The sequence below is a fragment of the Haloarcula sp. Atlit-47R genome (assembly GCF_003665985.1).
Lineage (GTDB): Archaea > Halobacteriota > Halobacteria > Halobacteriales > Haloarculaceae > Haloarcula > Haloarcula taiwanensis.
In genome coordinates this window covers 1-571 of record NZ_QPLQ01000032.1, presented here as the reverse complement: position 1 = coordinate 571, position 571 = coordinate 1, and the positions used below count along the sequence as shown (strand labels likewise).

At 59.2% G+C, this 571-nt stretch carries 1 rRNA gene; it reads right to left on the bottom strand.

Features of this window, described 5'->3' with window-relative positions:
* Positions 1-571: ribosomal RNA gene (locus DVK00_RS20700) — 16S ribosomal RNA — on the bottom strand; the annotation flags it as partial.

The following is a 571-nucleotide window of genomic DNA, read 5'->3' as shown; positions in this document are numbered from 1 at the left end:
AAGTCGTCAACCTGACCGTCATTACTACTGTCGGGACCGGTGAGATGTCCGGCGTTGAGTCCAATTAAACCGCAGGCTCCTCCGGTTGTGGTGCTCCCCCGCCAATTCCTTTAAGTTTCATCCTTGCAGACGTACTTCCCAGGCGGCTCGCTTCTCGGCTTCCCTAGGGCGCAGCGCAGGCTCGTAGCCTACGGCACACCTAGCGAGCATCGTTTACAGCTAGGACTACCCGGGTATCTAATCCGGTTCGAGACCCTAGCTTTCGTCCCTCACCGTCGGGTCCGTCTTCCTGAGGTGGTTTCCCCATTGGTGGTCCGTCCAGGATTACAGGATTTCACTCCTACCCCGGACGTACCCCTCAGGTCTTCCGGCCCCAAGCCGGACAGTTTCCGCTGGACGCCGACGCGTTGAGCGCGTCGATTTCCCAACGGACTTGTCCGGCCGGCTACGGACGCTTTAGGCCCAATAATATCGGCCATCACTTGGACTGCCGGTATTACCGCGGCGGCTGGCACCGGTCTTGCCCAGTCCTTGTTCCTGTACCACCTTACGGTACAGAAAAGCGAGGGCT